This window comes from Mesorhizobium sp. M0011, from assembly GCF_040324155.1.
Classification (GTDB): domain Bacteria; phylum Pseudomonadota; class Alphaproteobacteria; order Rhizobiales; family Rhizobiaceae; genus Mesorhizobium.
Window position 1 is genome coordinate 123,113 of the sequence record NZ_JAMYVQ010000002.1, and the last position, 26,212, is coordinate 149,324.

Here is a 26,212-nt window from a genome sequence, read left to right on the forward strand (position 1 = left end):
CCGAGTAGATAGACATGGTCTCCAAACGCCTCAGCCGCGAAGCCGGCCATCGCAGGAAATTCCTGACGATCATCGACGACACGCCGGAATGCGAGCGCGCCGTCGCCTATGCCTCGAAACGGGCGCAGAGCACCAGCGGCACGCTGGTGCTGCTCTATGTCATCGTGCCGGACGATTTCCAGCATTGGCTGGGTGTCGAGAAGATCATGCGCGAGGAAGCCAACGCCACGGCGCGCGCCGCACTCGACAGCTATGCCAACAAGGTGCGCCAGAAGCTCGGCATCGAGCCCGAGATGGTGGTGCGCGAAGGCAAGCCGACGGAAGAGATCCACAAATTGATCGAGGAAGACCAGGACATCGCCATCCTGGTGCTGGCCGCCGGTGCGGGCAAGGAAGGCCCGGGGCCGCTGGTCGGCGCCGTGGCCGGCAAGGGTGCCGCCTTCCCGATCCCGGTGACTGTCGTGCCGCAGAACCTGTCGGACGAGGAAATAGACAGCCTGGCCTGAGATTTTGCTCTTCAGGTGATGCCGCTCCGATTTTGGGCGCGAAAAAACATTCCGCCAGCCAGCCGTTCCGGCGATGCGTTTCGCTTGAATGTCCATCCAATTGAGCCTATTTAGAATTGTTCCAAACTAGATGCCCAAACGGGCACGGAGACGGCCATGTTCATCCAGACCGAATCGACGCCAAACCCGGCGACGCTGAAATTCCTGCCCGGCAAGGAAGTGCTTCTGGAAGGCACCGCCGATTTCCGCGATGCCGACAGCGCCGCCGTCGCCTCGCCGCTGGCCGGCCGGCTGTTCGAAATTCCTGGCGTCACCGGCGTTTTCTTCGGCTATGACTTCATCACCGTGACCAAGGATGGCCCCGACTGGCAGCATCTGAAGCCGGCGATCCTCGGCGCCATCATGGAGCATTTCATGTCCGGCGCGCCTGTCATGGCCAAGGCTGGCCCGGCCGCAGAGACCAGCCAGACCGGTGAGTTCTACGACAAGGCCGACGAGGAGCTGGTCATCACCATCAAGGAACTGCTCGATACACGGGTGCGCCCGGCGGTCGCCCAGGATGGCGGCGACATCACCTTCCGCGGCTTCGAGAACGGCACGGTGTTCCTGCACATGAAGGGCGCCTGCGCCGGCTGCCCGTCCTCGACGGCGACGCTGAAGCACGGCATCCAGAACCTTCTGCGCCATTTCGTGCCGGAAGTGCAGCAGGTCGAGCAGGTCTCGTAGAGACCTCCTTCTCGACGCATTAGAGGCAAACAACAAAAAACCGGGCCGAATTGCCCGGTTTTCTGCTTGGGACGTCCGTTGTTGCCTAGACGGTCCGCGTACGAAATCTAGAGAACGATGACCTTGGCGCCGACCGAGGCGCGGTCATAGAGGTCGATAATGTCCTGATTCATCAGGCGGATGCAGCCAGACGACATAGCCTTGCCGATCGAATTCCACTCCGGGCTGCCATGCAGGCGATAGCCTGAATCACCGCCCTTGTTGAACAGGTACATGGCGCGCGCGCCGAGCGGGTTCTTCAGGCCCGGCTCCATGCCGCCGGCAAACTTTTCCAATTCCGGCTGGCGCTGGATCATCTGCCTCGGCGGCGTCCAGGTCGGCCATTCGCGCTTGAGCGCAATGTGGGCGGTGCCATGCCACTCGAAGCCCTCGCGGCCGACGCCGATGCCGTAGCGAATGGCCCTGCCGTCGCCCTCGATGAAGTAGAGGAACTTGTTCTGCGTATCGACGATGATCGTGCCCGGCTTTTCCGGGCTGTCGTAGTTCACTTCCTGCCGATGGTACTTCATCGGCACTTTCTCGATCGGGATGCGCGGCAGCTGATAACCGGCGTCGGTGACCGCGCCGTAGTCGTTGGAGAAGATCTGCGAGCCGATGGTGCTGCAACCGGCGATAGCAGTGGAGAGCGCCAGTGCGGCGATGATTGCAAACGACTTCATGCGCATCAGGTGATCCGGTGCCCCGCCCAACTTCGGCGGCACGAGTCGGCCGCTCTCTCATCATCATTCATGCTGGCATTTGCTTTGCTTGCCAAGCGCGCGATGCCTATATGCCTGCCTTGACGTACCGGTAAGCGTATCACTATGGCATTTTGGCAACAGGACTCACAGGATTGTGAAGCAAATTCAAGGGGCCTGCTCCATGGGCTCCTGGAAATCGAGGAGAACCGTCATGAATGTCGGTGACGCCGCCCACCGCTCCGGCCTGCCGGCCAAGACTATCCGCTACTATGAAGAGATCGGCCTGATCGCCCCGGCGCGGGCCGCCAATGGCTACCGCGATTATTCCGGAGACGATATCCATCGGCTGGCCTTCCTGCGCCGCGCGCGCAATCTCGGCTTTTCCATCGACGATTGCCGCCAGTTGATGGTGCTTTACCAGGATCGCAGCCGCGCCAGCCACAACGTGCGCGAAATCGCCGCCGCCCATGTCACGGCGATCGAGGAGAAAGTGCGCGAGTTGCAGTCGATGCGCTCGACGCTGCAGAAACTGATCCATGTCTGCCACGGCGACGAAAGGCCGGATTGTCCGATCCTTGATGACATGGCGGGAGCGGCGTTGCTCAGCGACAGGGGCACCTCTGCGGCTGCATAATGACCCTACGTCGACGAGGCCCGACGCCTGGTCGACTCCTGCCGGGAGGACGTCCACAAATGGTCTCGATGAGCGTCGAACTGCGCAATATGGGGGGCACGCAGGCGGCCATGGGCTGGGCCGGCGGCCACACGATCATCGTCGACCGGCCCGAAGGCAAGGCCGGCGGCATGGGCCTGGGCTTCAATGGCGGCCAGCTGCTCGCCCTGGCGATCGGCGGCTGCTTCTGCAACGACCTTCGCTACGTTGCCGAGGAAATTGGCATAACGCTCAACAAGATCGCCGTGACCGTGACGCTGAACCTCGAAGGCAAGCCTTTGCTCGCGACTTCGTCAACCATGACGGTTTCCTGCACGACGCTGGACGGCTCCGACCCGGCGGAGATCATCACAAGGGCCGCGGCGATTTCCACGTCAGCAACTCCCTGCGCCAGGGCGTGCCGGTGAGCATCGAAACGGACGCAACGGCGACCGGCTTGTCGGAGGAATGATCCCCGGGAACAGGCGCATTTGGCCGCGTGGATTGTCAGAGATCGCTAAATAGGCCCACCGCCGGCACAGCAGAGCGATTGATCCAATTTTCTTCGGCATCTGGGCGCGTCAATCTGACGCGCTATGTCTTCCCTTGTTGCAATGATCAACGATGGAGATTGGCATGGATCGGCGATTGTTTCTGACTAGAATGCTTGGGCTGGCAGGGGCTGCGACCGTCGTCGCAATCGCGCGTCCTGCCACCGCCTTGGCCGGCATCCCCAATACGGGGCCGGGCATTCTCGATGAGCTCGACAAACCGTCCGACGACATTCTCGACCCGGATGGTCCCGATGTCCAGGACGGCGTCGAGTTCGTGCGGCACCGCAGGTGGCACCGCCGCCGTCGTCGACGCGGGTGGAGGCGGGTTTGCCGTCGCTATTGGCGCCACGGTTCCTGGCGCCGCAGGTGTTTCCGCAGATCCTTCTGGATCCACTTCTGACGAGACCTGCAACGCGAAGGTCCCGGAGTCCGCCGGCGCCTTCGCTATCGCTGCAGGCTTGAACCCAATCGGTAAAAAGGCCCGCCGCCCCTCGGCAGCGGGCAGGTCCTGGAGTGCCGGGGGATCAACCCGGCATGGGTCAACGAGCGGGTCACCGGTTGGTTGCAGGGATCGGCCCAGTAGCCTTCCTTTGGGTGGACCGCCACCGGGCCTGACCGGAGCGGGGTGTATTGGGGGAGCCCCGGCTGCTTCGAAAATATCACCTTTCATTTATATTCGCTCTAGCTAATTAACAGGAGCGACGCAGCCCGGAGTGTAGCTGGGTGGGCCTCATCGGACAGGCGCGCGCCCTTGCAATCGACGAGACCCTGCGCCGCTCGCGGCGAGGCACGATCACGGGAAAGTGAACGTGACGCCATCGTAGCGTTCTGATCATTAGATGCCTCCCGCCACTGGAGGTTCATCGAATGCCAGCTTATGCCATTCTTGCCCTGGCTATTGTCGGTGAGGTCATCGCGACCAGCGCGATGAAGGCCTCGGAAGGCTTCACCAGGCTTGGCCCGTCGATGTTGGTGCTGCTCGGTTACGCTACGGCGTTTTTCTTTCTGTCCCAGGTGCTGGACCGCATACCGGTCGGCGTTGCCTACGCAGTATGGGCGGGCGGCGGCATTGTTCTGGTCGCGCTGGTCGCTTGGATTGTCTACGGGCAACGGCCCGACGTGGCAGGTTTTGTCGGCATGGCCTGATCTTGGCTGGAGTGCTGGTTTTAAACCTGCTGTCCAAACGGGCGTTCATTGAGGTCCGACAACTACACGATCGCCTACATAAAGGCGGTTATGTATTTGACAGGCCCAACGCCAAAATGGCCGGCGCAGGTTGCCGGATGAATGATGATCCGCGCCGGCCACTGCGGCTTCTTTGAGGGGTTGCCGCCTGCCGGGAGCTAGAGCGCGCGAATTGGCCGGCAATTGAGGCCCAGCCGCTTGGTTAAAAATGTACAGTGAATCCTTATTGAAGCCACCTCACAGCGTATTAAAATCCCAAGGTCACCGGCTACGGGTTAACGGCGCACCGGTGATTGAGAGTAACGCTAAGCTCCCGCCCTTATGGATGGGAGGTTGGCCATGTCTCAGTTCGATAGCTCGGTATCGGCTTTTGACTGCGATATTTTGCGCAGCGCGTTCATAAAAATCGTCATCCAGAAGAACATTCCAGAGGACAAATGGCGGGCCGAGGCCGAGCTTTTGATCCGGGAGTATACGGATAGCGACGACATTGAGCCCGGTTTAGCGGAATGGATCGCGCGGAAGTAGCCCGCGATGAAAGAGTGGAAGCCCGACGATTACCTGAAAGCGCCCACATAAAACAGGTTCAAACCGTGAACAGAATCTGGCATGGTGCCTGGCATGCCGATCATCTCCCCCATCCCCATCAATCCTCTCATCGACGGCCGCCAGTCCGAACGCGCCATGCTGGTGCGGCGCGGCGTACAGCGGCTGCTCATGGATATGGGCGCACATGTGTTGCCCGAGCTGTCGCTGGCCACGGGCCGCCGCGCCGACCTCGTCGCGCTGACCCGGCAGGGCGATATCTGGATAATCGAGATCAAATCCTCGATCGAGGATTTCAGGGTCGACCGCAAATGGCCCGACTACCGGCTGCATTCCGACCGCTTCTTCTTCGCCACCCATCCCGGCGTGCCCTCGGAAATCTTTCCGCAGGAATGCGGCTTCATCCTTTCCGACGGCTATGGCGCCGAGATCCTGCGCGATGCGCCCGAGCACCGCATGGCAGCGGCAACGCGCAAGGCGCTGATGCTGCGGGTCGCGCGGGCCGGCGCTTCGCGGCTGCTGGCGGCAGAGCTTGCCGGCGTGTCGGTGCCGGCGCTGGAGGGTGAGAGCGAGTAACGGCCCGTCCTTCAGTCTATGGACCGGCTCTGCTCTTCATCGTCCTCCACGCCACCCTTGGCGGTCGCCATGAGCAGCACGGCAGCACCCAGAATGGCGGCGATGAAGGAGCCGGCGAGGATGCCGACCTTGACCGCGTCCTGCAGCGCCACGTCGCCGGCGAAGGCGAGCAGGCCGATGAACAGGCTCATGGTGAAGCCGATGCCGCACAGCAGCGATATGCCGATCATGTGCGTCCAGCCGGCATTGGCGGGCAGGTCGGCAAGACCGAGCCGGATCGCAAGTGCCGAGGAGCCGAACACGCCGACCAGCTTGCCAACCACCAGGCCGGCGGCGACACCCAGCGTCAACGGCTCGATCAGCGCACTGACGCTGAGGCCGGCCAGCGAAACGCCGGCATTGGCAAAGCCGAAGATCGGGATGACGACGAAGGCCACAATCTTGTGCAGGCCGTGCTCGAGCCGGTGCAGCGGCGAATGGTCGAGATCGTGGCCGATGCCGGCGGAGCGCTCAAGCGGGATGGTCAGCGCCAGCGCCACGCCGGCGAGCGTGGCATGGACGCCGGATTTCAGCACCAGCATCCACAAGATGACGCCGAGCACGAGATAGGGAACCAGCGTCATCACCCGCATGCGGTTGAGCACGACAAGCGCGGCAATGACGGCGAAGGCAGCACCCAGATAAGCCAGCGACAGGCCGCTGGTGTAGAAGATGGCGATGATGATGACGGCACCGAGGTCGTCGATGATCGCCAGTGCTGTGAGGAACACCTTCAGCGAAGCCGGCACGCGGCTGCCGAGCAGCGACAGCACGCCGAGCGCGAAAGCGATGTCGGTGGCGGTCGGGATCGCCCAGCCGGACAGGGCGGCCGCATTGTCGCGGTTGACGGCCACATAGACGAGTGCGGGAACCACCATGCCGCCGGCGGCTGCAATGCCGGGCAGCACGCGCCGGGGCCAGGTGGAGAGCTGGCCGTCCAGCATCTCGCGCTTGATCTCCAGTCCGACGAGCAGGAAGAACACCGCCATCAGCCCGTCATTGACCCAATGCGAGACGCTGAGCGGGCCGAGATAGGCGTGGAGCGCGGAGAAATAGGTTTCGGCGAGCGGCGAATTGGCGACGATCAGGGCCAGTGCCGCCGCCACCATCAGGATGATGCCGCCAGCCGCTTCACTATCGAGGAATTCGCGGAAGACGGAAACCGGCCGATGCTTCAAGTCCTGCATGTCGCCTCCGTCATGCCGTCTGTTTTGGCGGGCTTCGATCCCGCAAGATGGCAAACGGCGGCCTTAACGCGGCGCCCGCTTGGCCAGTATGCGCTGCAAGGTGCGTCGGTGCATGTTGAGCCGGCGCGCTGTCTCGGAGACGTTGCGCTCGCACATCTCATAGACGCGCTGGATATGCTCCCATCGAACGCGGTCGGCTGACATCGGGTTTTCCGGCGGCGTCGCGCGCTCGCCGGCGGTGCGGGTGAGTGCCGCGAAGATATCATCGGCGTCGGCGGGCTTGGAGAGATAATCGACCGCACCGAGCTTCACCGCGGTCACCGCGGTGGCGATGTTGCCGTAGCCGGTCAGGATGATGGTGCGGGAATCCTCGCGCTTTTCGCGGATGGCCGCGACCACGTCGAGGCCGTTGCCGTCGCCGAGCCGCATGTCGACCACGGCGTAGGCGGGTGGATTGGCGCGCGCCTTGGCAACCGCCTCCTCGACGCTCTCGGCCGTCTCGACCACGAAGCCCCTGGCTTCCATGGCGCGGGCCAGACGCGTGAGGAACGGCTTGTCGTCATCGACGACAAGCAGCGAGGTGTCCTCGCCTTCAACCATTGCGCCAATATTCTCGTCGCCTGTCATAGTCTCAAAATTCCTGCTGCCTTAATTTTACGCAAATATAGTTCCTGAGCCTCCTTGTCCAATTTTTAGAGGTCCTTCAAGGCTCTCAGGCGGTGTCGAACATGCTGGCCGAAGTGATTTCCGGATTGAGGAACACACCACGCGGCCACGATATCTGGACCATGGCGCCCTCGCCCAGGCCGCTCGAATTGCGGAAATCGAGCACGGCACCAGAGCGTTCGAGCAGGGTCTTGGCGATGAACAGGCCGAGGCCCAGACCGCCGCCGGTTTCATTGCCCTGGCGCGTCGACATATAGGGCTCGCCGATGCGGTCGATGATCTCGGCCGGAAAGCCGGGGCCGTCATCGATGATCGAGAAGGTGACGGTGGCCTCGTCCCAGCTCCAGCGCACGGTGACGCTTTTGCGGGCAAAATCGACGGCGTTCTCGACCAAGTTGCCGAGGCCGTAGATGACGCCCGGATTGCGTCGCCCGACCGGCTCGGGGCCGATGCGTTCGCCGGGCCGAAGCTTGATCGAGATGCCGAAGTCCCGGTGCGGCGCGGTGACCTCCTCGACCAGCGAAGTCAATGGCAACCGCGAAAGATGCGCCTCGCCCTCGGAGGACAGGCTGGTCAGCCGCTTGAGAATCTCGCGGCAACGCTCGCTCTGCGAACGCAACAGCGTCACGTCTTCCCCGTATTTCGGATCCTTGCCGAGCGCCTTTTCCATCTCCTTGGCGACAAGCGCGATGGTGGCGAGCGGCGTGCCGAGCTCGTGCGCGGCCGCGGCGGCCAGCCCGTCGAGTGCCGAAAGGTGCTGCTCGCGCTGCAGCACGAGCTCGGTTGCGGCGAGCGCATTGGCAAGAAGCCGGGCTTCGGCGGCCACCCGGAAGGCGTATATGGCGGTGAAGGCGATCGAGGACAGCACCGCCATCCACATGCCGGCGACATAGAGAAAAGGCATCGCCAGCGGCGCGTCCTCATGCCAGGGCAGCGGCAGATGGACAAAGACCAGAAAGGTCGCCGCCGACATGACCAGCCCACCGAGGATGGCGGTCAGGCGCAGGGGCAGCGATGTCGCCGAAATGACGACAGGCACGGTCATCAGCAGCGAGAACGGGTTGGTGAGGCCGCCGGTCATGTAGAGCAGGCCGGCAAGCTGCAGGCTGTCGAAGATGAGGATGCCGAAGGCCGCAAGCGGCGTGAGCCGGTGCGCCGCCGGAAAGCGAAAGGCGAGAAACAGGTTCATCCAGGCCGAACAGGCGATTAGGGCAAAGCAGAGGCTGACCGGCAGTGGAAACTTCAGCCCATAGGCGACGACGAGCACCGTCAGGCTCTGACCGACAATGGCAAGCCAGCGCAACCGGATCAGCGTGTTGAGGCGCAGTCTCTGGCTCTGCTGGAAATCGGGCGAACGCAAAACGTTGATCATGGCCATGAATTACAGCCGTAGGACCAGGAACGCTAGGTCCCGCGCGGTTTGGCGCGGGCGGTGGCGGCGGCGAGCAGCGGGTTTTCCGGCCAGACATGCTTGGGATAGCGGCCGCGCATGTCGGCGCGCACATCGGCCCAGGAGCCGCGCCAGAAGCCGGGCAGGTCGCGCGTCGTCTGGATTGGCCGGTGCGCCGGCGACAGGAGTTCGAGCGTCAGCGGCACGGCGCCATTGGCGATCGAAGGATGGCGGTCGAGGCCGAACAGCTCCTGCACGCGAACCGCCAGCACCGGCCATTCGCCGTCATAGCGGATCGGCACATGGCTGCCCGACGGGGCATCGAAATGGGTCGGCGCCAGCGTATCGATCCTGCGCTGCAGATCATGCGGCACGAGGCTGGTCAGTCCGGCCGAGACAACGCCCGCATCGATGGCGGCAAACGATGCCGCGCCGGCGAGGTAAGGCAGCAGCCAGTCGTCGAGGCGCTCGATGAGGGCGGCATCCGCCATGTCGGGCCAGGGCGCGCCAAGGCCGCGATGCAGCCAGCCAAGCCGCTGGCGCAGCGTTTGCGCCTCCTTGCTCCAATTCAGCAGCGACAGCCCGTGCTGGCGCACCGCATCGAGGACGGCGCGATCAGCGTCAGCACCGATTGGCGGCGGCAGCATGCGCTCGGCAAGCGTGATGGCGCCAAGGCGCACTGTTTCGCGGACGCGCACGGCGCGCTTGTCGCGGTCGAAGCTCGTTTCACGGCGGACCTCGAACCTGTCCGCCAGCGCAGCGCGGACATCGTCCTCGCCGATCGCCGCCGCCGCCGTGATGCGCGCATTCTGTGCCTTGCCCTGCAGGTCGGCGACGACCAGAAACGGCTCGCCCGCCAGCGGATCGCCGGCGTCGAGCATGGCGCCGGAGCCGTTGGCCAGCACGAAACGGCCACGCTCGCCACGCGCCTTCGCCACCCGATCCGGCCAGGCGTGGACGAGCAGGGGACCGGCTGACTTACCCTCCCCCTTGTGGGGAGGGTCGGCGAGCGCGCCTTGCGCAGCAAGGCGAGGGAGACGGGGTGGGAGTGCAGCGCTCGGCCTACCCCCACCCCGCTCCGCTTCGCGGATCGACCCTCCCCACAAGGGGGAGGGTGAAGAGGTGCCGGCCTGCCGCGCCAGCCGTTCGGCGAGCTGCTTGGCGGCGGTAGCGCGCGGAGATCTTTCCCCACGAAAGCGCATCAGCCGTCGCTCCAGATCGGCGCCGTCGCCACCAAGACCGCGTTCGGTGAGCAGCACCGCAAGCATCGCCGCCTCGAAGGCATGGCCGCTGCCGGCTGCCTCGGCAACCATGTGCGCCAACCGCACCGGCAGAGCGAGCTTGCGCATCGCTGCACCCGCCTCCGTCAGGCGGCCCGTCTCGTCGATGGCATCCAGCGCGCGCAGCAGTGCCCTTGCCTCACTAAGGGCCGGAACAGGCGGCGGATCGAGAAAGGCGAGCCCTGCCGGATCGGCAACGCCAAAGGCAGCGCAATCGAGCAGCAGTCCGGACAGATCGGCCTCGAGGATTTCCGGCGGCGTGAAAGCGGGAAGTGCAGCCGTCTGCTCGGCCCGCCACAGCCGGATGGCGACGCCTGGCTGCGTGCGTCCGGCACGGCCGGCGCGCTGGTCGGCGGAAGCCTTGCTGACGCGCACGGTTTCGAGCCGGGTGAGGCCGCTGGCCGGTTCGTAGCGCGGCAGGCGCGACAGGCCCGAATCGATGACGACGCGCACGCCGTCGATGGTGATCGAGGTCTCGGCGATCGAGGTGGCCAGCACCACCTTGCGGCGGCCTGCCGGCGGCGGCTTGATCGCGGCGTCCTGCGCCTTGCCGTCGAGCATGCCGTAGAGCGGCACGATGTCGGTATCGGTGCCGACCTTGCCGGCCAGCCGTTCGGCGGTGCGCTCGATCTCGCGCTGGCCGGGCAGGAAGGCAAGCACGCTGCCGCTTTCGTCGGCAAGGGCGGCGCGGATCGCCTTGGCCATCGCATCCTCGATGGCGATGCCGGCGGGACGCTCGTCATAGCGGATGTCGACGGGGAAGGCGCGACCCTCGCTCTCGATCACCGGCGCGCCCGACATGAGTTTGGCGACACGTGCGCCGTCGAGCGTCGCCGACATCACAGCCAAGCGCAGATCCGGCCTGAGCGCCCCTTGCACGTCGAGGGCCAGAGCGAGACCGAAATCGCCGTCGAGCGAGCGCTCGTGGAATTCGTCGAAGATCACAGCCGAAACGCCGGGCAATTCGGGATCGTCGAGGATCATCCGCGCCAGCACGCCTTCGGTGACGACCACGATCCTGGTCTTTGCCGAAATGCGGTTTTCCATGCGCATGGCATAGCCGACGGTGGCGCCGGGCTCCTCACCAAGCAATTCAGCCATGCGGCGAGCGGCGGCGCGGGCGGCGAGGCGGCGCGGTTCAAGCAGGATGATCTTGCCGGCGCCGAGCCAAGGCGCGTCGAGCAGCGCCAGCGGCACCAGCGTCGTCTTGCCGGCGCCCGGCGGCGCCACCAGCACGGCGCTGTTGCCATCGCCAAGCGCTTCCCTCAGCGCCGGCAGCACGGCGGATACAGGAAGCTCCGGCAGGGGTTTTGTGGTCATGGCGCCCGCATATCAGCGGTTACGGCCACGGCGCAACCAGAGTCGGTTCAAAGCCGGGTGCGCGAAAAGGGGTTCCAGCGCACGGTGCCCAGCCGCGCCTCCTCCCGCACCATGGTCAACAGGCCGGCGCCGCCAACGACCGCCAGGCCGACCAGCGACAGTCCGTCCGGATATTCCTGGAAAAACAACGCGCCGAGGATCACCGCCCAGGCGATCTGCGAATAATGCGTCGGCGCGACGCGGTTGGCGGGCGCGTATTTCATGGCCAGCAGTTGAAGGAATTGTCCACCTGCGGTGAAGGCACCGGCCATCACCAGCCACAGCAACTGCTTTCCGCTGGGAACAGTGAAGGCGGTGGCGGCGGCACCGATGCCGTTGAACAGCAGGCCGCAACCGACCAGCACGCCGAGCATGGTGGTGCGCTTTTCCTGCTGCGCCAGCGAGCGCATCAGGATGACGCTGATGGCGGCGAGGAAGGCAACGCCGAAGGCGGCAAGATGGCCGAGATTGAGCTCGCGAAAGCCAGGCCGCACCACCAGCATGACACCGGCAAAACCGGCGACCACCGCCAGCCAGCGCCAGGGGCCGACCTTCTCCTTGAGGATCACCGTGGAGAGGATGGTGACGCAGAGCGGCGCCAGGAAGATCAGCGCATAGGACTCGGCCAGCGGAATGGTGGTGAAGGCGTAGACGCTGAGCACGCCGGAAGCGATACCCGCCCAGGCGCGCGCCTGCACCGCCCATGGCCTTTTGGTGCGCCAGAAATCGCGCCAGCGTTCGCCCGCAGGTCGCGTGAAGAATAGGAAGAAGCCCGCGAACAAGGTTATGAAAAAGCCGATCTCGAAGATCGTGAGCTGACCGCCCAGGCTTTTGACAACGGCATCGCTGCCCGAATAGCTTGCGCGATCAGGGCGAGCAGGATTCCGTTCGTCACGTTGTTCCAGTTCCGGGGAGAGAGTGATTTGAAAATCCTAGCGCTCGGTGCGCATCCGGACGACATCGAGATCTTCATGTTCGGTACGATGGCCGCCTATGCCGCGCAAGGCGCAGAGCTCACTTTTGCCATGGCCACGGATGGTGCCAGGGGCGGCACGAGTGATCCCGCTGTTCTCGCTCGTGTCCGTCGCGATGAAGCAACGGCCGCGGCTGCGCTGGTAGGCGCAATGCCACGCTTCCTCGACTTCCCGGACGGCGAGTTGGTGGCCGATGCAGCGCTGATCGGAGCTCTGAAAGCACTGATTGGTCAAACCGGCCCGGATCTGGTGATCACGCATGCGCCCAACGACTATCACGCCGACCATCGCGCGCTGTCGGACGGCGTGCGCATCGCGGCGTCTTTCGCCGTCCCGGTGCTGCATGCCGACACGATGGGCGGCACCGGTTTTTCGCCGACGCACTACGTCGACATTTCCGGGTATGCCGACGTCAAAGCTGAGGCGATCCGAATGCATCAGTCGCAGGATCCCGACCGCTTCGTCGACATCGCGCGGACACAGAACGCCTTTCGCGCCGGCCAGTGCAACAGCGCGCAAGGCTCATCGGCCGAAGCGTTCCGTTTCGAACCGTCGTTCCCGTTCGCCGATATCCGCGCGCTGCTGCCGCCGGCGCCGCCAATCCGCAAGGTGATGGTGAGCACCAGAAGGGTGGATTGAAAACCGAGGCTGCCCCACGTCCTGGTCAGAATCGGCCTGAAGAGCTTCGGTAGGCCGACCAGCGACCCGCGCTTTTCCCAAGGTTTTCAGACATCGCCATAAGCATGCTGCGGCGCAGCAACGAATTCGCTTGCCTTGTTTAGTAAAAATTGCATCACTAAACAAATTACTAAACATCCGCAGCGTGACCGCGCCGCCATGTTTGGGCCCCTGAGGAGAGGGGTTGAGGGCTTTTTGAAACCGTCATCCGGGCGCGTTTCGCAAATGGGAGGAAGTCATGAAATCGAGCTTGAAACTGGCGTTGGGACTGACCTCGGCGATCACAGCGTCGACAGCCGTCTCGAATGTCGCGCACGCTGAAGACCTGACGCTGTGCTGGGCCGCTTGGGACCCGGCCAACGCGCTTGTCGAACTGTCCAAGGATTTTACCAAGGAAACCGGCATCGGCATGAAATTCGAGTTCGTGCCGTGGACCAATTATGCAGACCGTTTCCTCAACGAGCTGAATTCGCACGGCAAATTGTGCGACCTGATCATCGGCGACAGCCAGTGGATCGGCGGTTCGGCCGAGAACGGCCACTATGTCAAGCTGAACGACTTCTTCGACAAGGAGAAGATCAGCATGGACGACTTCGTGCCGGCAACCGTCGTCGGCTATTCGGAATGGCCGAAGAACACGCCGAACTACTGGGCGCTGCCAGCCATGGGCGACGTCGTCGGCTGGACCTATCGCAAGGACTGGTTCTCCAAGCCGGAGCTGCAGAAGGAATTCAAGGAGAAGTACGGCTGGGATCTCGGTCCGCCGACCACCTTCGACCAGTTGAAGCAGGTCGCCGAGTTCTTCCAGAAGCGCGAGATTGACGGCAAGACCGTCTACGGCGCCTCGATCTATACCGAGCGCGGCTCGGAAGGCATCACCATGGGCGCCATGGACGTGCTCTACAGCTACGGCTTCCAGTACGAAAACCCGAAGAAGCCCTACGAGATGGAAGGCTTCGTCAACTCCGACAAGTCGGTGAAGGGCCTGGAATTCTACAAGGCGCTTTATGATTGCTGTACCCCTCCGGGCGCGTCGAACAGCTACATGGGCGAAGGCGTCGATGCCTTCAAATCCGGCCAGGTGGCGATGCACATGAACTTCGCCTTCACATGGCCGGGCCTGCAGAAGGACGAGAATGTCGGCGGCGACAAGATCGGCTACTTCGTCAACCCGAAGGGTCCCGACGGTGAGCAGTTCGCCCAGCTCGGCGGCCAGGGCATCTCGGTAGTGTCCTATTCCGACAAGCAGGAGGCGGCGCTGAAATACATCAAGTGGTTCGCCAACAAGGACGTGCAGGCCAAATGGTGGTCCCTCGGCGGCTATTCCTGCCTCAACGCGGTGGTCAAGGATCCGAAGTTCCCGGCCAGCCAGCCCTACGCGCAGACCTTCCTCGACTCGATGGCCATCGTGAAGGACTTCTGGGCCGAGCCGAGCTACGCACCGCTGCTGCAGGCTTCGCAGAAACGCTTCCATGACTATGTCGTGGCCGGCCAGGGCTCGGCCAAGGATGCGCTCGACGGCCTGGTCAAGGACTGGACGCAGGTCTTCCAGGACGACGGCAAGATGTAACCCCGGCTCCTCCCGAGCTAGGGCCCTAGCGTCCCGTGCCGCCCTTGGCACGGGACGCAGTTCAGATAAATTCCATGACAGAGACGACCAAGTGACCGAAGCAGGACTCACCATGCTCAATCGGACCGCGGAGAACGTTGCTCGGGCGACCCCGGAGCCGTTGGCCCGCAAGGTCCGGGGCATCAGCGACAAGGGCCTCGCCTGGCTGTTCATCTCGCCGACGATCCTGTTGCTGCTGGCCATCAACATCTTTCCGCTGTTCTGGGCGATCTATCTGTCGTTCACCAACTACCGGGCCAACCGCCCGAACGAGGTGGTGAAGAACCTCGGCTTTGCGAACTACCAGCGCATCCTCGCCGACAAGGATATCTGGATCGCCATGCAGACGACGGCGCATTTCGTGTTCTGGACCATCCTGCTGCAGACGCTGATCGGCTTCACGCTGGCCTGGCTGATCGACCGGAAGTTCCGCGGCCATGCCTTCTGGACGACGCTGATCCTGGTGCCGATGATGCTGTCGCCGGCGGTGGTCGGTAATTTCTGGCGCTTCCTCTACGAGCCGCAGATCGGCCTGTTCGCCTACGCCATATCCTTCGTCACGCGGATCCCGCCAACCGATATCCAGATGCTCTCCAACGTCTCGCTGGCGCCCTGGTCGATCATCATCGTCGATACCTGGATGTGGACACCCTACGTGATGCTGATCTGCCTCGCGGGCCTACGCTCCATCCCCGAATACATCTACGAGGCGGCCGAGGTCGACCGCGCCTCCAACTGGCGGCAATTCTGGTCGATCACGCTGCCGATGGCGCTGCCCTTCATCATGCTGGCTGTGCTGTTTCGCGGCATCGAGAACTTCAAGATGTTCGACATGGTCAATCTGTTGACCGGCGGCGGGCCGGGCTCCACCACCGAGGTCGCCTCGATAACGCTGAAGCGGCAGGCCTTCGAGAGCTGGCGCACGGGCTATTCCTCTGCCTTCGCCATCATCCTGTTCGTCGCGGTGTTCGGCCTCGCCAACATCTACGTCAAAGCGCTCAACAAGGTGAAGCAGAGATGAGCCTGACCACAGCCCATTCGGTCGTCGCACCGAGCAGCAACTCGAAGCGCATCGCCGGCGCGATCATCATTGCCTATGCGCTGATCTCGATCGTGCCGCTGCTGTGGATCTTCGCCACCAGCTTCAAGACGCCGCCGGATTCGATCGCCTATCCGCCCAAGATCCTGTTCCAGCCCAGCCTCGAAGGCTACTGCAATTTGTTCACGACGCGGACCCGGCAGACGCCGGAATACATCAACTCGCTGGGCCCGGCGACGGGCTTCTGCGACGAGACCACGCGCAAGCGCAACATGGTGATCGCCGGTCCGTCCAACTTCCTGCCGCGCTTCGTCAATTCGCTGATCATCGCCTTCGGCTCGACCTTTTGCGCCGTGTTCCTCGGCACGCTGTCGGCCTACGGCTTCTCGCGCTTCAAGGTGCCGCTCGCCGACGACCTCCTGTTCTTCATCCTGTCGACGCGCTTCATGCCGCCGATCGCCGTCGCCATTCCGATCTATCTGATGTACCGCGAGCTTGGCTTGTCGGACACCGCGCTCGGCATGATCCTGCTCTACACAGCGGTCAACGTGTCGCTGGCCGTCTGGCTGCTGAAAGGCTTCATCGATGAGATCCCGCGCGAATATGAAGAAGCGGCGATGATCGACGGCTACACGCGGCTGCAGGCCTTCTGGCGCACGGTGCTGCCGCAAGCGACGACCGGCATTGCAGCGACCGCCATCTTCTGCCTGATCTTCGCCTGGAACGAGTATGCGTTCGCGGCACTCCTGACTTCCGGCACCGCGCAGACTGCGCCGCCCTTCATCCCAACCATCATCGGCGAAGGCGGCCAGGACTGGCCGGCGGTAGCGGCCGGCACGACGATCTTCCTGGTGCCGATCCTGGTTTTCACCATCCTGCTTCGCAAACAATTGCTGCGCGGCATCACCTTCGGCGCGGTGCGCAAATGAGCCTGACCAAGCCTGATAAACGCAAATCGCGCTGGCCGGTCTGGGCACGGCGCGGGCTGATGGAAAACATCGCGACGGCGCTGATCGCCATCGGCTTCCTGATGCTATTCCAGCCCTTCGTGCTGTCGCTCTACACCTACTCCTTCATCACCATGCTCGCCGGCACCGTGATGTTCATCATCGTCTCGAAATTCCCGGAATAATCATGGCCGAAATCCGCGTCCAGCACCTGAGAAAGGCCTTCGGCGATTTCGTCGCCGTGCAGGATTCCAACTTCGTTGTCGAGGATGGCGAGTTCTTCGTCATGCTCGGCCCGTCCGGCTGCGGCAAGACGACGACCTTGCGCATGATCGCGGGGCTCGAATTGCCGACCGGCGGCCAGATCCTGCTCGGCGGCGACGACGTCACCATGCTGCGGGCCCGCGAGCGCGACATCGCCTTCGTCTTTCAGCTCTTCGCGCTCTATCCGCACATGAATGTGCGCAAGAACATCGGCTTCCCGCTCCTGGCGCAAGGCATGCCTTCGGCCGAAATCCGCACCCGTGTCGAGGAGACGGCGAAGCTGCTGCGCATCGACCATCTGCTCAACAAATCCGTCTCCGGCCTGGCCGGCGGCGACCGCCAGCGCGTCGCGCTCGGCCGCGCCATCGTGCGGCGGCCAAAATGCTTCCTGATGGATGAGCCGCTCGGCACGCTCGACACCGAATTCCGCGATCTGATGGTCCGCGAGCTGCGCGAGCTGCACAACCGCATCCACGCCACGACGGTCTATGTCACGCACGACCAGATGGAAGCGATGTCGATGGCCGACAAGATCGCGGTGATGAACCATGGTGTCATCGAACAATTCGGAAGCCCACGCGAAATCTACGACCGCCCGGCGACCATGTTCGTCGCCGACTTCATCGGCTCGCCGCCGATGAACTTTCTGGGATTTGGCGGCGGACTCGCCAAGGGCGCCAGGGAGATCATCGTGCAAGGTGCAAAGGTGGCGGTGCCGGAGGTGCGCGAGGACATCGCACCGAGCGACATGGCGCTCGGCATCCGCCCGGAGCACATACGCTTCGACGACGCCTCCAAGCTGCGTGGCGCCATCTATGGCACCGAATATCTCGGCACCACGCAGATCGTCGCGGTGGAGACGGCGGACGGCATCATCAAGGCGCGCGTGCCGGCTGAAATCCGGCTCTCGACCGGCGATCATGTCGGCCTGACGCTGAGCAGCGCGCGGCTGTCGCTGTTCGAGAAGGGGTCCGGCCGCGCGGTGAGAACCGCGATCCACGATGTCGCCTCGGAGCGGAGGGCCCAGCATGGCTGAGGTGCACATCAAGAACGTGACCAAGAGTTTCGGCGACCATGTCGCCGTCGACGGCCTCGACCTGCACATAGCAGATGGTGAATTCGTCGTGCTGCTCGGGCCGACCGGGGCCGGCAAGACAACGACGCTGCGGCTCATCGCCGGGTTGGAACGGCCGGATACCGGCACGATCGAGATCGGCGGACACAATGCCACGACACTGTCGCCGGCGGAGCGCGACACGGCTTTTGTGTTCCAACAATATTCGCTCTATCCGCATCTGTCGGTGTTCGACAATCTCGCCTTCCCGCTGCGCTCACCGGCCCGAAAGATGCCGGAAGAGCAGATCCGCCGCCGGGTCGAGGAGGTGGCCAGGATGGTGCGCATCCATCACAAGCTCGCCAATCGCTCGACCAAGCTTTCGGGCGGCGAAATGCAGCGCGTTGCCATCGGCCGGGCGCTGGTGCGCAAGCCCTCGATCTACCTGATGGACGAGCCGCTGTCGTCGCTCGATGCCAAGCTGCGCGGCGATCTCAGGCTCGAGCTGAAGCGCATCCAGACCGAACTCGGCGCCACCATGCTTTATGTCACGCATGATCAGATCGAGGCGATGACCATGGCCGACCGTATCGGCATCCTTGCCGATGGCGTGCTGGTGCAGATCGGTTCGCCGCGCACCATCTATTCCGAGCCGGCAAACCTGCATGTCGCGGCAAGGCTCGGCCAGCCGGCGATCAATCTTCTGCCAACCGGACTGCTGCCTGACGGCGGCGCACCGGCCGGGACCAAGACGATCGGCGCGCGCACCGAACATCTTTCGATCGCGAAGGCCGCGAATGGTCACGCCGACGGCGTTGTCGACTGGGTGGAGCATCTCGGTGATCAGAACCATTTGCATGTGACGGTAGGGACCAAGAAACTGGTGACGCTGACCGATCCCGACACGGATCTGGCGCAGGGCGACAGAGTGGTGATCCGCTACCGGGCGCCGCTGTATTTCGACGCCGATGGACAGCGATTGATGTGAGCGGTTTTCGGTGATTCAGCACCGGTTTTGACTTTGCCAGTACGGGACGAATTCGATGAAGCACTTTTTCAATCGCAGGGAAACGATCGTCACCGAGGCGCTCGACGGCCTGTTACGGACCATTGGCTCCGGCGATCTCGCGCGCCTCGACGGCTATCCCGAGATCAAGGTCATCCTGCGCACCGACTGGGACAGGACGAAAGTCAGCGTCGTCTCCGGCGGCGGGGCCGGGCACGAACCGTCCCATGCCGGCTTCGTCGGCAAGGGCATGCTGACGGCGGCGGTTTCGGGCGAGATCTTTGCCTCGCCAAGCGTCGAGGCGGTGCTGGCAGCGATTCGCGCGGTCACCGGTTCGGCCGGCTGCCTGCTGATCGTCAAGAACTACACCGGCGACCGTCTCAATTTCGGCCTCGCGGCAGAGAAGGCGCGCGCCGAGGGTTTTGCCGTCGAGATGGTGATCGTCGCCGACGACATCGCGCTGCCCGACATTGCCCAGCCGCGCGGCGTTGCCGGCACCTTGTTCGTCCACAAGATATCAGGCCATTTGTCGGAGACCGGCCACGATCTTGCGTCAGTTGCGGCAGCGGCGCGGGCGGCTGCGAAGGATATCGTTTCGCTCGGCATGTCGCTGTCGTCCTGCTCGATTCCCGGCCAGCCGCACGAAGACAGGTTCGGCGAGAACGATGGCGAGCTCGGCCTCGGCATCCATGGCGAGCCGGGCGTCGAGCGGATTGCGGTGCAGAGCGCCGACAGGCTGGTGGCGATCATGGCGGCGCGCCTAGCGGCACGGCTTGATCCCAGGGCCGGCCACGCCTTGCTGATCAATAATCTCGGTTCGGTGCCGCCGCTCGAAATGTCCGTTATCGCCAACGCAGTGCTTGCCTCGCCGCTGGCCAAAACCATCAAGCTGGCGATCGGCCCGGGCCCGCTGATGACGGCGCTCAACATGAACGGCTTCTCGCTGTCGCTGATCCGGCTCGACCCCGCGCGCGAGACGGCCTTGCAGGCGCCGGTCGGTCCGCACGCCTGGATGCCGGCAAAGCCGGTTGTGCCGCCTGCCGTGGTGCCGATGGCGAAAGCGGCCGGACAGAGCGCGGCACGCAAGCCCAGCCAGGATGCACGGACCCGCTCTCTTCTCGTCACCATCTGCGAACGACTGATCGCGCTGGAAACCACGTTGAACGGGCTCGACGCCAAGGCGGGCGACGGCGACACGGGCTCGACGGTGGCGACCGGCGCGCGCAGCATCCTCGAGCGGCTTGATGCGCTGCCGCTTGCCGAGCCGGCGGCGACCCTTGGCGCGATGGGCGACATTCTGAGCGCCTCGATGGGCGGCTCCAGCGGCGTGCTGCTGTCGATCTTCTTCACGGCGGCGGCGCAGGCTCTGGATAGCGGCGCGAGCTTGGCCAAGGCGCTGCTTGCCGGCCTTGAGCGGATGACCTTTTATGGCGGCGCAAGGATGGGGGATCGTACAATGGTCGATGCCCTGGAGCCTGCCCTCAGAGCGCTCGATGCCAAGAGCCTGGACGAAGCGGCTATCGCGGCTCGCCATGGTGCCGAGGCCACCGCTGCCATGGACAGGGCAAAATCCGGGCGGTCCGCCTATGTCGGCAGCAAGCTGCAAGGCGTGGCCGACCCCGGCGCCTATGCAGTGGCCGAGGTTTTCGCGGCGGCGGCCGCGCTCCACGAAGCGGCCTGATTCATGCTCCAGTTGTCGAATGAGCGTTCTTTCGATACTGCGGGCGGCATGGAAACCGGGAATGCGGGTGACATGGCGGCATTGAACCTTGCCCGGCTGATCGCGGCCGCTGCGGATACCATTGCCGCTCACGCCGAGGAGTTGACGGCGCTCGACCAGGCGATCGGCGACGGCGACCACGGGCTGAACATGAAGCGCGGCTTCGAGGCCGTGCGCGCCGAAGCCGAAGCATTTTCGGCCAAACCGCTGCCCGATGCCCTGAAGGCGATCGGCACCAAGCTGGTGATGACGGTCGGCGGCGCCTCCGGCCCGCTATTCGGCACCCTGTTCCTGGCGCTCGGCAAGGAGATTTCAGCGGCGCCTAATCGCGCCAATCTGACGGCAGCGTTCGGCAAGGCGATCGAAGCGGTGGCCGCGCGGGGCAAATCGCAGATCGGACAAAAAACCCTGCTCGACGTGCTGCAGCCGGTGCATGACGCGCTGCCGCAGGGAAAGACAGCTCTTGAAATCGCCGATATCGCCGACGCGGCGGCCGAGGCGACCGTGCCTATGAAAGCCTTGCGTGGCCGCGCCTCGTTCCTTGGCGACCGCTCGATCGGCCACATGGATGCCGGTGCACGTTCGACCGCGCTTCTGGTGCGCACGATCGTCGAAACGTTGGAAGGTCAGCCATGAGCAATGTCGGCATCGTCATCGTTTCGCATTCGCCGCTGGTTGCCGAGGGCACGGCCGACATGGTGCGACAGATGGTGGGCGACGAAGTGCCGCTTGCATGGTGCGGCGGAAACGGCCATGGCGGGCTCGGCACCAATGTCGAGGCGATCATGGGCGCCATCGACAAGGCCTGGTCGGAAGCCGGTGTCGCCATTCTGGTCGATCTCGGCGGTGCCGAGACCAACTCGGAAATGGCGGTGGAGATGATCGGCGAGCCACGCTCGCACAAGATCATCGTCTGCAACGCGCCGATCGTCGAAGGCGCGGTGATGGCGGCGACCGAGGCCTCAGGCGGCGCCTCGCTCAGGGAAGTGGTGGCGACGGCGCACGAATTGTCGCCGTCGTGAGTGAACGGGAAGCTTGAAGACATGTCCGCATCCGCCAAAGCGACCGTTGTCGTCACCCACGAGGTGGGCCTGCACGCGCGTCCTTCGGTGAAGTTCACCAAGCTGGCCAAGACTTTCGCCGCCGAGGTGGAAATAGCGCTGGCCGCCAACGGGCCATGGTTCGACGCCAAGAGCATCGTCAAGGTGATGGCGGCCAAGGCGCCGAAAGGCACGCTGCTGCATATCAGGGCCAGCGGCGACGGCGCCGATGATGCCGTCGATGCGCTGGTCGAGCTGGTGCGCCGCGATTTCGACGAAGGCACGGACCATGTCCGAACCGCTTAGGCTGCAAGGCATTTCGGCCTCGGCCGGCTATGCCGAAGGGCCGCTGTTCGATCTCGACCAGACTGTCGGCTCCTATGTCGGCAAAGAAACGGCCGACGACGAGAAGGCGGCGCTCGAAACCGCAATCGCCATCGCGGCGGGCCGCCTCACCGCATTGATAGACGCGGCTGAAGGCGACGCCGCCGACATCCTCGAGTTCCAGATCGCCATGCTGGAAGATGATGCGCTGAGCAGCCCGGCCTTTGCCGCTATCCACGCCGGCCAGCCGGCCGATCAGGCATGGCGGCAGGCGCTCGACGCCGAAATCGCCGGCTACGATGCTTCCGACCAGGATTACTTTCGCGCACGTGCCGCCGACATACGCGACATCAGGGATCAGGTGCTGCGGGCACTGACCGAGGCTGGTGACGTCCAGGTTCCAGCCGGCGCCATTCTCTGCGGCGAGGACATCGCGCCGACGCGCTTTCTCGAATCCGACTGGAGCAGCGGCGGCGGCATCGCGCTGAAGGCGGGCAGCACAGCCAGCCACGTCGCCATGCTGGCGCGCTCGCGCGGCGTGCCCATGATAGTCGGGCTTGGTGCTTTGCCGGCTCACTTTTCCGGCATTGCACTGCTCGATGCCGAACATGGCGGCATCGTGCTGTTGCCGTCCAAGGCTGAAATCGACGCCTTCCGCCAATTGTCTTCGTCGTTCACGGTGCGCCGCGACCAAGCCGGGACTTTCCTGGCGCGGCCGGCGGCGACCAGGACCGGCACGCCGGTACGCGTGCAGGTCAACATCGCCGACCCGTCCGAAGTCGACGGCATCGACATCGCCACCTGCGACGGTGTCGGCCTGATGCGCACCGAATTCCTGTTCGGCAAGTCGCTGCCGGATGAGGAGACGCAGTATCGCGCCTACCGCAAGGTGCTGGAGTGGGCCGGCGACAAGCCGGTGACGATCCGCACCGTCGATGCCGGCGGCGACAAGCCGGTGCCAGGCTTCACGGTCGACGAGAGCAATCCGTTCCTCGGCCAACGCGGAATCAGGCTGTCGCTGGCAAGACCGGAGGTGTTTCGTGTACAGATCCGTGCGCTGCTGCGCGCCGCCGTGCATGGCAGTCTGAAAGTGATGTTCCCGATGATCGCCATTGTGGAGGAATACCGACAGGCAGCGGCGATGTTCGCCGAGGAACAGGCAGCACTTGCCGCGCGCGGTATCGCGAACAAGATGCCGCCGCTCGGCATCATGGTCGAGGTGCCTTCGGTGGCGATCGTGCCGGAAGCCTTTACAGAGGCCGCCTTCTTCTCGATCGGTTCCAACGACCTCACCCAATATGTCATGGCGGCCGCCCGCGACAACGCTGCCGTGGCCCATCTCAATTCGGTCCGTCATCCAGCCGTGCTGCGGCTGATCGCTGCCGTGACCGCGTTTGGCGAACGAGAAAAAATACCGGTCAGCCTGTGCGGCGATGCCGGCGGCGATCCCGCCTCGATACCGTCACTGCTCGAGGCCGGCCTGCGCGATCTTTCCGTCGCTCCGGCGCAACTCGCCATGGCCAAGGCAGCCATCGCGGACGTTTCTGTCTAGGCGCGGCTGGCATGGTCGACATCAAACCCGAACCTGGCTCCGAGGAGGCGATCCGCGCCTACAAGACGATCCTGTCGCACGTCATCGACCAGCGCCCATCCGGCATGCGCCAGCGCCTTGCCGATGCGCTCGGCAAGCACCGCAGCTTCGTCACGCAGATTTCCAGCCCGGCCTATTCGATCCCGATTCCGTCAAAACATTTGCCGGCTATATTTTCGGTGTGCCATTTCAGCCCGGCCGAGCGTGACCAGTTTCTCGCCGCCTACCATCAGGCGCATCCGGGAAAAATGTCGATCGCATCAGGCATGCGCAAGACGCGGCATGTCTCGCTGATCGTGCCGGATTTCGGCGACGACAAGCAGAACGCCGCGCTCGACAAAGCGGTAAACGACTTCATCCAGAAGATCACCAGCATCACCGGCAAGGGTAGCTGATCGAACGCTTTGTTTTACGCAATTCCGGAAAAAACGCGACACGCTTTTCCTGGAATTGTTTGGAAGGCCTATTTCGGGAGGAGACGATCGTGAAGAAGTTCATGAACTCGGTGGACACGGTGCTGACCGAGAGCCTCGACGGATTCGTGGCCGCCCATGCCGACATCCTGGTGCTTGGCGACGCGCACAAATTCATCCGGCGCAAGACCTTGCGGCCGGGCAAGGTGGCGCTGATCTCCGGCGGCGGCTCCGGCCACGAGCCGCTGCATGGCGGCTTTGTCGGTCACGGCATGCTGGACGCCGCCTGCCCCGGCCAGGTGTTCACCTCGCCGACACCGGACCAGATGCTGGCGGCGGCGCAAGCCGTCGACACCGGCGCCGGCTGCCTGTTCATCGTCAAGAACTATGAGGGCGACGTGATGAACTTCGACATGGCGGCCGAGATGTCGGAAGGCGTCCAGCAGATCGTGACCAATGACGATGTCGCCGTCGAGAATTCTTCCTATACGACGGGCCGGCGTGGCGTCGCCGGCACGCTGGTGGTGGAAAAGATCGTCGGCGCGGCGGCCGAACATGGCCTGGCGCTGGCGCCGTTGAAGGCGCTGGGCGACCGCGTCAACACGGCAACCCGCTCGATGGGCGTGGCGCTGACAAGTTGCACCGTGCCGGCGGCGGGCAAGCCGACTTTCGGCATCGGCGATGGCGAGATGGAGTTCGGCGTCGGCATCCATGGCGAGCCCGGCCGCCGGCGCGACACGTTGAAAAGCGCCGATGCGATCGCGCAGGAGATCTGTGCCGCGATCCTGGGCGATCTCGGGGACAGGGCGAAGGGTCCGGCGCTGCTGTTCGTCAACGGCTTCGGCGGCACGCCGCTGATGGAACTCTATCTGATGTACAACAGCGCACGGCTGATCTTCGAGAAGCGTGGCGTGACGGTGGCCCGTTCGCTGGTCGGCTCCTACGTCACTTCGCTCGACATGGCCGGCTGCTCGATCACGCTGACCATGCTCGACGACGAGACGACCGGATTTTGGGATGCGCCGGTACACACGGCAGCGCTGCGCTGGGGTATGTAAAGCTGGCTTCCACCCTGCTTTTCTGCAACATCTTTCCCTTCAATCGCAACATTGTCCGGGTTGATGCTGCCACCCCTTACCCCTGCCGAAGAAAAGCTGCTGCTGCGCTACGCAGATCCGGAAGCGCCGACTGTCAACGTCGATAATTTGTCGGCAAAGACGCTGATGTCGCTGCTCGACAACGCCGAATTCCATGGCGTCCTGCCGATCATGCTGCGCAAGCTCAGCGGCGACGCGCAACTGCCATCGGATCAGGAGTTGGGAGACAAACTGGAGGACCTGCGCCAGAAAGCGACGATCGCCACCGGCCAGTCGATGCTGTTGAAGTATCATGGCGACCGCATCATGAAGGGACTGGCGGCGGACAATATTCCGGCGCGGATCGTCAAGGGGCCGGCCTTCGCGCGAAAGCTCTACCGCAACGTCGCCGACAGGCCGTTCACCGATATCGACATCCTCGTCGAACCCGCCAATCTGGCCAGGGCAAACCGGGTGATCGCGGCATGCGGCTTCGAGCTTGGCAGCAACGAGGCCGAATCCTACGAATTGCAGGAATTCAAATGGCTCGAAAAGGAGAATTCCAGCCTGCTGGTCGAACTGCATGGCGACCTCGTGCATGACACCGGCATGCGGCGGCGCCTGTCGCTGGGTTTCCCAGAATTGCGCGCCATCGACGGCGACGCGACCGACACGCCGGCGGCTCTTCTGACGATCGCCATCGTTCACGCCGCCGGCGGCCACAAATTCCACCGGCTGCAGCTTTGCGTCGACGTGCTGCAAGGGGTGCGGGCGCTGCAGTCGCCGGAAGCGGAAACATGCCTGTTCGATGCTGCCCGCATGACCGGCATCGGACTCGAACTGGCTGTTGTGCTCGATGTGACGGGCCAATTGTTCAAGGAGAGCCGAGCGCTTGAACTCGCCGCCCGGATCAAGCCCGATCTCTCGATACGGCTGGCCAAGCGGTTGATCACCACGAATACGCTGCTCGGCGTCAATTCCAGGGACAGACTGGGCTCGCGCCTGCGCCGCGACGCCTTCCGGTGGATCCAGAGATTGGCCAAGGCCAGGCCGCAAGTAGCCTGACTTGAC

The 26,212-nt window shown here is 63.9% G+C and carries 25 protein-coding genes and 3 pseudogenes; 22 read left to right on the forward strand and 6 right to left on the reverse strand.

The genetic code is table 11. The annotated features are described in order from the left end of the window. Positions 1–14 precede the first annotated feature (14 nt). Positions 15–506, forward strand: coding sequence for a universal stress protein (locus NKK51_RS02960; protein WP_013528063.1), 492 nt, complete (start codon positions 15–17; stop codon positions 504–506). 156 nt (positions 507–662) lie between these two features. Further along, positions 663–1,232 (forward strand): NifU family protein, encoded by a 570-nt coding sequence (locus NKK51_RS02965; protein WP_023811631.1) that lies wholly within the window; start codon positions 663–665, stop codon positions 1,230–1,232. Positions 1,233–1,339: 107 nt separating this feature from the next. Here the strand turns inward: NKK51_RS02965 and NKK51_RS02970 are convergent, their stop codons facing one another. Beyond that, positions 1,340–1,957 carry a L,D-transpeptidase gene (locus NKK51_RS02970; protein ID WP_013528066.1) on the reverse strand — a complete coding sequence of 206 codons (618 nt, stop codon included), beginning with the start codon at positions 1,955–1,957 and terminating at the stop codon, positions 1,340–1,342. A gap of 226 nt (positions 1,958–2,183) precedes the next feature. Here NKK51_RS02970 and cueR point away from each other — a divergent pair, with 226 nt between their 5' ends. The 5 genes and pseudogenes from cueR (at position 2,184) to NKK51_RS02995 (ending at position 5,485) form a co-directional block, all read left to right on the forward strand. Further along, positions 2,184–2,606, forward strand: a complete 423-nt coding sequence (gene cueR / locus NKK51_RS02975) for a Cu(I)-responsive transcriptional regulator (RefSeq protein ID WP_352551106.1) — start codon at positions 2,184–2,186, stop codon at positions 2,604–2,606. A 59-nt stretch (positions 2,607–2,665) separates the two neighbouring features. Beyond that, positions 2,666–3,096, forward strand: a pseudogene (locus NKK51_RS02980) (OsmC family protein). A 949-nt stretch (positions 3,097–4,045) separates the two neighbouring features. Beyond that, positions 4,046–4,362: pseudogene (locus NKK51_RS02985) on the forward strand (SMR family transporter); the annotation flags it as partial. Positions 4,363–4,702: 340 nt separating this feature from the next. Next, the gene (locus tag NKK51_RS02990; protein ID WP_127289952.1) at positions 4,703–4,891 is read left to right on the forward strand and encodes a hypothetical protein; all 189 of its coding nucleotides are present in this window, start codon (positions 4,703–4,705) and stop codon (positions 4,889–4,891) included. Between the two features lie 93 nt (positions 4,892–4,984). Beyond that, positions 4,985–5,485, forward strand: coding sequence for an MmcB family DNA repair protein (locus tag NKK51_RS02995; protein ID WP_023811626.1), 501 nt, complete (start codon positions 4,985–4,987; stop codon positions 5,483–5,485). Positions 5,486–5,496: 11 nt separating this feature from the next. Here the strand turns inward: NKK51_RS02995 and nhaA are convergent, their stop codons facing one another. The 5 genes and pseudogenes from nhaA to NKK51_RS03020 all read right to left on the reverse strand — a co-directional run bounded on the left by nhaA (position 5,497) and on the right by NKK51_RS03020 (position 12,301). Next, positions 5,497–6,711, reverse strand: a complete 1,215-nt coding sequence (nhaA, locus tag NKK51_RS03000) for a Na+/H+ antiporter NhaA (RefSeq protein ID WP_352551109.1) — start codon at positions 6,709–6,711, stop codon at positions 5,497–5,499. 63 nt (positions 6,712–6,774) lie between these two features. Then, positions 6,775–7,338, reverse strand: a complete 564-nt coding sequence (locus NKK51_RS03005; RefSeq protein WP_352551111.1) for an ActR/PrrA/RegA family redox response regulator transcription factor — start codon at positions 7,336–7,338, stop codon at positions 6,775–6,777. An 85-nt stretch (positions 7,339–7,423) separates the two neighbouring features. Further along, positions 7,424–8,755: an ActS/PrrB/RegB family redox-sensitive histidine kinase gene (locus NKK51_RS03010; RefSeq protein ID WP_128302879.1), complete on the reverse strand. Its 1,332-nt coding sequence runs from the start codon at positions 8,753–8,755 to the stop codon at positions 7,424–7,426. Between the two features lie 26 nt (positions 8,756–8,781). Next, a complete protein-coding gene (hrpB, locus tag NKK51_RS03015; RefSeq protein ID WP_352551114.1) occupies positions 8,782–11,367 on the reverse strand; it encodes an ATP-dependent helicase HrpB in 2,586 nt (861 codons plus the stop codon). Positions 11,368–11,414: 47 nt separating this feature from the next. Next, a pseudogene (locus tag NKK51_RS03020) lies at positions 11,415–12,301 on the reverse strand (DMT family transporter). 28 nt (positions 12,302–12,329) lie between these two features. Here NKK51_RS03020 and NKK51_RS03025 point away from each other — a divergent pair. The 15 genes from NKK51_RS03025 to NKK51_RS03095 all read left to right on the forward strand — a co-directional run bounded on the left by NKK51_RS03025 (position 12,330) and on the right by NKK51_RS03095 (position 26,206). After that, positions 12,330–13,019 carry a PIG-L deacetylase family protein gene (locus tag NKK51_RS03025; RefSeq protein WP_023811622.1) on the forward strand — a complete coding sequence of 230 codons (690 nt, stop codon included), beginning with the start codon at positions 12,330–12,332 and terminating at the stop codon, positions 13,017–13,019. Positions 13,020–13,296: 277 nt separating this feature from the next. Continuing rightward, entirely contained in the window at positions 13,297–14,628 is a 1,332-nt protein-coding gene (locus tag NKK51_RS03030; RefSeq protein WP_023811621.1) for an ABC transporter substrate-binding protein, read from the forward strand. A 112-nt stretch (positions 14,629–14,740) separates the two neighbouring features. Then, positions 14,741–15,688 carry a carbohydrate ABC transporter permease gene (locus tag NKK51_RS03035; protein ID WP_352551116.1) on the forward strand — a complete coding sequence of 316 codons (948 nt, stop codon included), beginning with the start codon at positions 14,741–14,743 and terminating at the stop codon, positions 15,686–15,688. Beyond that, entirely contained in the window at positions 15,685–16,635 is a 951-nt protein-coding gene (locus tag NKK51_RS03040; RefSeq protein WP_352551118.1) for a carbohydrate ABC transporter permease, read from the forward strand. The genes NKK51_RS03035 and NKK51_RS03040 overlap by 4 nt, the downstream gene beginning before the upstream one ends. After that, the gene (locus tag NKK51_RS03045; protein ID WP_352439744.1) at positions 16,632–16,838 is read left to right on the forward strand and encodes a hypothetical protein; all 207 of its coding nucleotides are present in this window, start codon (positions 16,632–16,634) and stop codon (positions 16,836–16,838) included. The genes NKK51_RS03040 and NKK51_RS03045 overlap by 4 nt, the downstream gene beginning before the upstream one ends. 2 nt (positions 16,839–16,840) lie before the next feature. Beyond that, positions 16,841–17,953 (forward strand): ABC transporter ATP-binding protein, encoded by a 1,113-nt coding sequence (locus tag NKK51_RS03050; protein WP_023811617.1) that lies wholly within the window; start codon positions 16,841–16,843, stop codon positions 17,951–17,953. Then, entirely contained in the window at positions 17,946–18,959 is a 1,014-nt protein-coding gene (locus tag NKK51_RS03055) for an ABC transporter ATP-binding protein (RefSeq protein ID WP_023811616.1), read from the forward strand. The genes NKK51_RS03050 and NKK51_RS03055 overlap by 8 nt, the downstream gene beginning before the upstream one ends. A 55-nt stretch (positions 18,960–19,014) precedes the next feature. Continuing rightward, positions 19,015–20,658, forward strand: coding sequence for a dihydroxyacetone kinase subunit DhaK (locus NKK51_RS03060; protein WP_352551120.1), 1,644 nt, complete (start codon positions 19,015–19,017; stop codon positions 20,656–20,658). Positions 20,659–20,730: 72 nt separating this feature from the next. Beyond that, entirely contained in the window at positions 20,731–21,333 is a 603-nt protein-coding gene (gene dhaL, locus NKK51_RS03065) for a dihydroxyacetone kinase subunit DhaL (protein ID WP_352551122.1), read from the forward strand. Next, entirely contained in the window at positions 21,330–21,719 is a 390-nt protein-coding gene (gene dhaM, locus NKK51_RS03070) for a dihydroxyacetone kinase phosphoryl donor subunit DhaM (protein WP_013528085.1), read from the forward strand. Before dhaL ends, dhaM begins: the two co-directional genes overlap by 4 nt. A 21-nt stretch (positions 21,720–21,740) precedes the next feature. Beyond that, on the forward strand, positions 21,741–22,043 hold the full coding sequence (locus tag NKK51_RS03075; RefSeq protein WP_352551124.1) for an HPr family phosphocarrier protein: 303 nt from the start codon (positions 21,741–21,743) through the stop codon (positions 22,041–22,043). Continuing rightward, positions 22,027–23,613, forward strand: a complete 1,587-nt coding sequence (gene ptsP, locus NKK51_RS03080; protein ID WP_352551125.1) for a phosphoenolpyruvate--protein phosphotransferase — start codon at positions 22,027–22,029, stop codon at positions 23,611–23,613. The genes NKK51_RS03075 and ptsP overlap by 17 nt, the downstream gene beginning before the upstream one ends. An 11-nt stretch (positions 23,614–23,624) precedes the next feature. Then, positions 23,625–24,047 (forward strand): hypothetical protein, encoded by a 423-nt coding sequence (locus NKK51_RS03085; protein ID WP_128302874.1) that lies wholly within the window; start codon positions 23,625–23,627, stop codon positions 24,045–24,047. An 89-nt stretch (positions 24,048–24,136) separates the two neighbouring features. After that, positions 24,137–25,123 carry a dihydroxyacetone kinase subunit DhaK gene (gene dhaK, locus NKK51_RS03090; protein ID WP_352551127.1) on the forward strand — a complete coding sequence of 329 codons (987 nt, stop codon included), beginning with the start codon at positions 24,137–24,139 and terminating at the stop codon, positions 25,121–25,123. Between the two features lie 63 nt (positions 25,124–25,186). Then, positions 25,187–26,206, forward strand: coding sequence for a nucleotidyltransferase family protein (locus NKK51_RS03095; protein WP_352551129.1), 1,020 nt, complete (start codon positions 25,187–25,189; stop codon positions 26,204–26,206). Positions 26,207–26,212 lie beyond the last annotated feature (6 nt).

Excerpts from the sequence above, each read along its gene's own strand:
- NKK51_RS02960 (WP_013528063.1), top strand. The coding sequence starts at position 15 with ATGGTCTCCAAACGCCTCAGCCGCGAAGCCGGCCATCGCAGGAAATTC.
- NKK51_RS02965 (WP_023811631.1), top strand. The coding sequence starts at position 663 with ATGTTCATCCAGACCGAATCGACGCCAAACCCGGCGACGCTGAAATTC.
- NKK51_RS02970 (WP_013528066.1), bottom strand. The coding sequence starts at position 1,957 with ATGCGCATGAAGTCGTTTGCAATCATCGCCGCACTGGCGCTCTCCACT.
- cueR (WP_352551106.1), top strand. The coding sequence starts at position 2,184 with ATGAATGTCGGTGACGCCGCCCACCGCTCCGGCCTGCCGGCCAAGACT.
- NKK51_RS02990 (WP_127289952.1), top strand. The coding sequence starts at position 4,703 with ATGTCTCAGTTCGATAGCTCGGTATCGGCTTTTGACTGCGATATTTTG.
- NKK51_RS02995 (WP_023811626.1), top strand. The coding sequence starts at position 4,985 with ATGCCGATCATCTCCCCCATCCCCATCAATCCTCTCATCGACGGCCGC.
- nhaA (WP_352551109.1), bottom strand. The coding sequence starts at position 6,711 with ATGCAGGACTTGAAGCATCGGCCGGTTTCCGTCTTCCGCGAATTCCTC.
- NKK51_RS03005 (WP_352551111.1), bottom strand. The coding sequence starts at position 7,338 with ATGACAGGCGACGAGAATATTGGCGCAATGGTTGAAGGCGAGGACACC.
- NKK51_RS03010 (WP_128302879.1), bottom strand. The coding sequence starts at position 8,755 with ATGGCCATGATCAACGTTTTGCGTTCGCCCGATTTCCAGCAGAGCCAG.
- hrpB (WP_352551114.1), bottom strand. The coding sequence starts at position 11,367 with ATGACCACAAAACCCCTGCCGGAGCTTCCTGTATCCGCCGTGCTGCCG.
- NKK51_RS03030 (WP_023811621.1), top strand. The coding sequence starts at position 13,297 with ATGAAATCGAGCTTGAAACTGGCGTTGGGACTGACCTCGGCGATCACA.
- NKK51_RS03035 (WP_352551116.1), top strand. The coding sequence starts at position 14,741 with ATGCTCAATCGGACCGCGGAGAACGTTGCTCGGGCGACCCCGGAGCCG.
- NKK51_RS03040 (WP_352551118.1), top strand. The coding sequence starts at position 15,685 with ATGAGCCTGACCACAGCCCATTCGGTCGTCGCACCGAGCAGCAACTCG.
- NKK51_RS03045 (WP_352439744.1), top strand. The coding sequence starts at position 16,632 with ATGAGCCTGACCAAGCCTGATAAACGCAAATCGCGCTGGCCGGTCTGG.
- NKK51_RS03050 (WP_023811617.1), top strand. The coding sequence starts at position 16,841 with ATGGCCGAAATCCGCGTCCAGCACCTGAGAAAGGCCTTCGGCGATTTC.
- NKK51_RS03055 (WP_023811616.1), top strand. The coding sequence starts at position 17,946 with ATGGCTGAGGTGCACATCAAGAACGTGACCAAGAGTTTCGGCGACCAT.
- NKK51_RS03060 (WP_352551120.1), top strand. The coding sequence starts at position 19,015 with ATGAAGCACTTTTTCAATCGCAGGGAAACGATCGTCACCGAGGCGCTC.
- dhaL (WP_352551122.1), top strand. The coding sequence starts at position 20,731 with ATGGCGGCATTGAACCTTGCCCGGCTGATCGCGGCCGCTGCGGATACC.
- dhaM (WP_013528085.1), top strand. The coding sequence starts at position 21,330 with ATGAGCAATGTCGGCATCGTCATCGTTTCGCATTCGCCGCTGGTTGCC.
- NKK51_RS03075 (WP_352551124.1), top strand. The coding sequence starts at position 21,741 with ATGTCCGCATCCGCCAAAGCGACCGTTGTCGTCACCCACGAGGTGGGC.
- ptsP (WP_352551125.1), top strand. The coding sequence starts at position 22,027 with ATGTCCGAACCGCTTAGGCTGCAAGGCATTTCGGCCTCGGCCGGCTAT.
- NKK51_RS03085 (WP_128302874.1), top strand. The coding sequence starts at position 23,625 with ATGGTCGACATCAAACCCGAACCTGGCTCCGAGGAGGCGATCCGCGCC.
- NKK51_RS03095 (WP_352551129.1), top strand. The coding sequence starts at position 25,187 with ATGCTGCCACCCCTTACCCCTGCCGAAGAAAAGCTGCTGCTGCGCTAC.